The following is a 3,111-nucleotide window of genomic DNA, read 5'->3' as shown; positions in this document are numbered from 1 at the left end:
GCGCGGGCCCTCGAGTCCGAAGCCCTCGGCGAGGACGGCGGCGCCCGCGCCGCCGCGCCCGCCGGAGCCGACTGGTTCGCCCATGACCGCTGCCTCCCCGTCACCTGAATTGAACTGACCGGTCAGTTCAAAGTATCGCAGCACCGGCGAGGGGGTTTTCGGGGGATGCGGAGGCTGTTCGCGCAGGTCGGGACGGTTTGTCAGTGGCATGCATCACGATGTGCACATACGGCCGATTCATCGGAAGCGTCAGACGACGACTGGAGGTTGGTTCCCGTGCAGCGACCCTCTCGGGGAGCGCCCCCGAACTCCCCGCGCCCCAACTCCCTCCCGCCGAGCGCCCCGCCCCCGGGCGACGTACACCCCGTGCTGCGCCGCGCGGCCGCACCGCCCGCCGCGCTCGACCTGCTCGCGCAGGCACAGCACGGGCTGGACGAGGCCACGGCGATGGAGACGCCGAACGAGCGGTATGCCACCGCACACCTGGCCGCGCTCCGCACCGCCGCGGCCGTGCTCGCCGTGCGCGGCAGACCCGAGACGAACGCGCGGCGCAGGCGGGCCATCCGCAGCGCCTGGGAGGTGCTCCCGGAGGCGGCACCCGAACTGGCGGAGTGGAGCGTCCTGTTCGCCTCCGGTGCAGCCAAGCGTGCCCTCGCCGAGGCGGGCATACAGGGCGCGGCCACCCGGCGCGACGCCGACGACCTGATCCGTGAGACCGGGGTCTTCCTGCGCCTGGTGGAGCGCATGCTGGTGTCCCAGCCCGCGTTGCCGCAGCCGCGCGTCGCCCCTGTCGACGAGGAACCTGCCGGGCCTGGCCCCGCAGCCGCGTCAACGGCACGTCCCCCGGGCCGGATACGCCCGCCCCGCGCGCGCCCGGAGAGCCGGCGGCCGCGCGCGGGGTGACCCCGGCGAGGAGACGCGGGGTGGCCCCGGTGAGGAGAGTGCTGCGCGCCGCCCGCAAGCCGTTACGACCGTGCCCGCGGCGGAGCTCGTAGGCCATAAGGTGGGGCCTGCCAGCCCCTGAGCCGCCGAGGAGCACCACCATGTCCCGCCCCAGCGCATCCGTCCGTACCGCCGCGGTCTGGGAGGTACTGCAAGGCGCCCTCGACCAGCGGGTCAAGGCGAGCGCCCGTGACACGCTGGACGTACTCGACACCGGCGGCGGCACCGGCAACTTCGCGGTCCCGGTGGCCAGGCTCGGTCACCGTGTCACCGTCGTCGACCCGAGCCCCAACGCGCTGTTCGGGCTGGAGCGCCGCGCCGCCGAGGCCGAGGTGGCGGACCGGGTGCGTGGTGTGCAGGGCGACGCCCACGGCCTCTTCGACGTCGTCGATCGCGGCGGCTACGACGTGGTCCTCTGCCACGGCGTGCTCGAGCACGTCGACGACCCCGCCGAGGGGCTGCGCAACGTCGTTGCCGCGCTGCGCCCCGAGGGCGGCACCCTGAGCCTGCTCGCCGCCGGACTCGGCGGCGCCGTGCTCAGCCGCGCCCTCGCCGGTCACTTCACCGAAGCCCGGCAGGCTCTCACCGCACCCGACGGCCGCTGGGGCGAGAGCGACCCGATGCCGCGGCGCTTCACCGCCGAGCAGCTGACCGCCCTGGTCGTCGCCACCGGCCTGGAGATCGCCGCGGTGCACGGCGTCCGCGTCTTCGCCGACCTGGTCCCCGGATCGCTGGTGGACACCGAGCCGGACGCCGCGGAGGCCCTGGCCCGGCTGGAGACGGCCGCCTCGGAGCTGCCCGCCTTCCAGGCGGTCGCGAGTCAGCTGCATGTCCTCGCTGAGGCGCGGTACCACGAGGGTGAGCCGGCACCGTCCGGCGACAAGTGACCGGGCAGTAAGTCCGGTGGACCGGAGGTCACCCGATCAGCTGTTGACCGCCGTATGATCGAGGCACACCGCTCGGCATGGCGGGAAGGGGGTGCGGGAATGCACGGATGGACAGTCCCGCGCCGACGTCCGGCATCTCGGTCCTGGTGGGAGGAATTGGCGCAGAGGGGCGGGTTTCACGGGGACGATTCCCTGCCTATTCTTGAAAGGTCGCATCCGGTCGCCCCCGCGACCGACGAGTAGGAGGACGCCGTGCCGCTCTCTGAGCACGAGCAGCGCATGCTCGAGCAGATGGAGCGAGCGCTGTACGCCGAAGATCCCAAGTTCGCGACAGCGCTCGAGGGAAGTGAGCTGCGCAGGTACACCCGCAGGCGGGTCTACCAGGCGGTCGCTGGCTTTCTGATGGGCATCGCCCTGCTCATGGCCGGAATGGTCGCGCAGCAGATCTGGATCAGTGTCGTGGGTTTCCTCGTCATGCTCGGCTGTGCCGTGCTGGCGGTCACGGGCTGGCGCAAGGCTCCCAAGAACGGTGAGCAGCAGGAGCAGGGCGGTGCAGCCCAAGGCGGCACCGGGAGCGGTGCGGCAGCCGGGGGCACGTCCCCCGGCGCTGCCGGGGAGACCCCGACCCGGGCCGCCAGACCGAAGGGGAGCCGGCAGCCCCGGCCACGCCGCTCGATGATGAACCGCATCGAGGAGCGCTGGCAGCGGCGCCGGGACGAGGGCCGCTAGTGCCCCTCCTGGCGAGCTTTGCCCTGTCGCGCCGCCCATCACGCACTCCCCCTGGCTCCTCCCCCTGGCTGCGCCGGGAGGTGCCCCCAGGGGGGACCCCCAGCGGTGGCCGAAAGCCCTGGTAGCTCCGCTACAAGGACTTCCGGCCGCCTTGCGATCGCGTCCCCTGGGCCTGCGGCCCGGGGAGACCCCATGCTGGACGACGCTCCTCAACGGGCAAACGTTGCCGGTCCCCCTGCCCGGGCGGTCTTCGGACGGGACCTGCCGCTGGGCCGTGGCGTGACGGCACCGGCCTCTCCCTGAGGCCGGTCGCCGCGTCTGCCTTCGCCTACTTCGCGAAGCGCACGCGCAGCGCGCCCCGCCACCGCTCACGGGCCCTCGACCACCGCCGTGACACTCGCCACATCACCCGAATGGTCGAGGGCGGCAGGAGCAGTGCCCGCACCCGCAGGCCGCGTGGCGCCGCCGTCCTCAGCGCGTCCCGCACCAGGCGTACGTCCGCCGCCACCCCGGTCTCCGGCCGCGGCCGGGGCGCGTACAGCACGTGCTCCAC

General features: G+C 73.5%; 4 protein-coding genes. 3 read left to right on the top strand and 1 reads right to left on the bottom strand.

Translation table 11 applies throughout. The annotated features are described in order from the left end of the window. Window positions 1–276: 276 nt before the first annotated feature. The 3 genes from ACRDP3_RS02485 to ACRDP3_RS02475 all read left to right on the top strand — a co-directional run bounded on the left by ACRDP3_RS02485 (window position 277) and on the right by ACRDP3_RS02475 (window position 2,558). Window positions 277–903 (top strand): SAV_6107 family HEPN domain-containing protein, encoded by a 627-nt coding sequence (locus ACRDP3_RS02485; protein WP_431515135.1) that lies wholly within the window; start codon window positions 277–279, stop codon window positions 901–903. Between the two features lie 140 nt (window positions 904–1,043). Then, window positions 1,044–1,829: a class I SAM-dependent methyltransferase gene (locus ACRDP3_RS02480; RefSeq protein WP_431515134.1), complete on the top strand. Its 786-nt coding sequence runs from the start codon at window positions 1,044–1,046 to the stop codon at window positions 1,827–1,829. 252 nt (window positions 1,830–2,081) lie between these two features. Next, window positions 2,082–2,558, top strand: coding sequence for a DUF3040 domain-containing protein (locus ACRDP3_RS02475; RefSeq protein ID WP_431515133.1), 477 nt, complete (start codon window positions 2,082–2,084; stop codon window positions 2,556–2,558). Window positions 2,559–2,886: 328 nt separating this feature from the next. On the opposite strand, the gene ACRDP3_RS02470 is transcribed toward ACRDP3_RS02475, so the two are convergent. Further along, window positions 2,887–3,111 (bottom strand): hypothetical protein (locus ACRDP3_RS02470; protein ID WP_431515132.1); only part of this gene is annotated, 225 nt, incomplete at its 5' end.

This window comes from Streptomyces sp., assembly GCF_050698815.1.
GTDB lineage: Bacteria > Actinomycetota > Actinomycetes > Streptomycetales > Streptomycetaceae > Streptomyces.
This window is presented reverse-complemented; position numbering and strand designations above follow the sequence as displayed.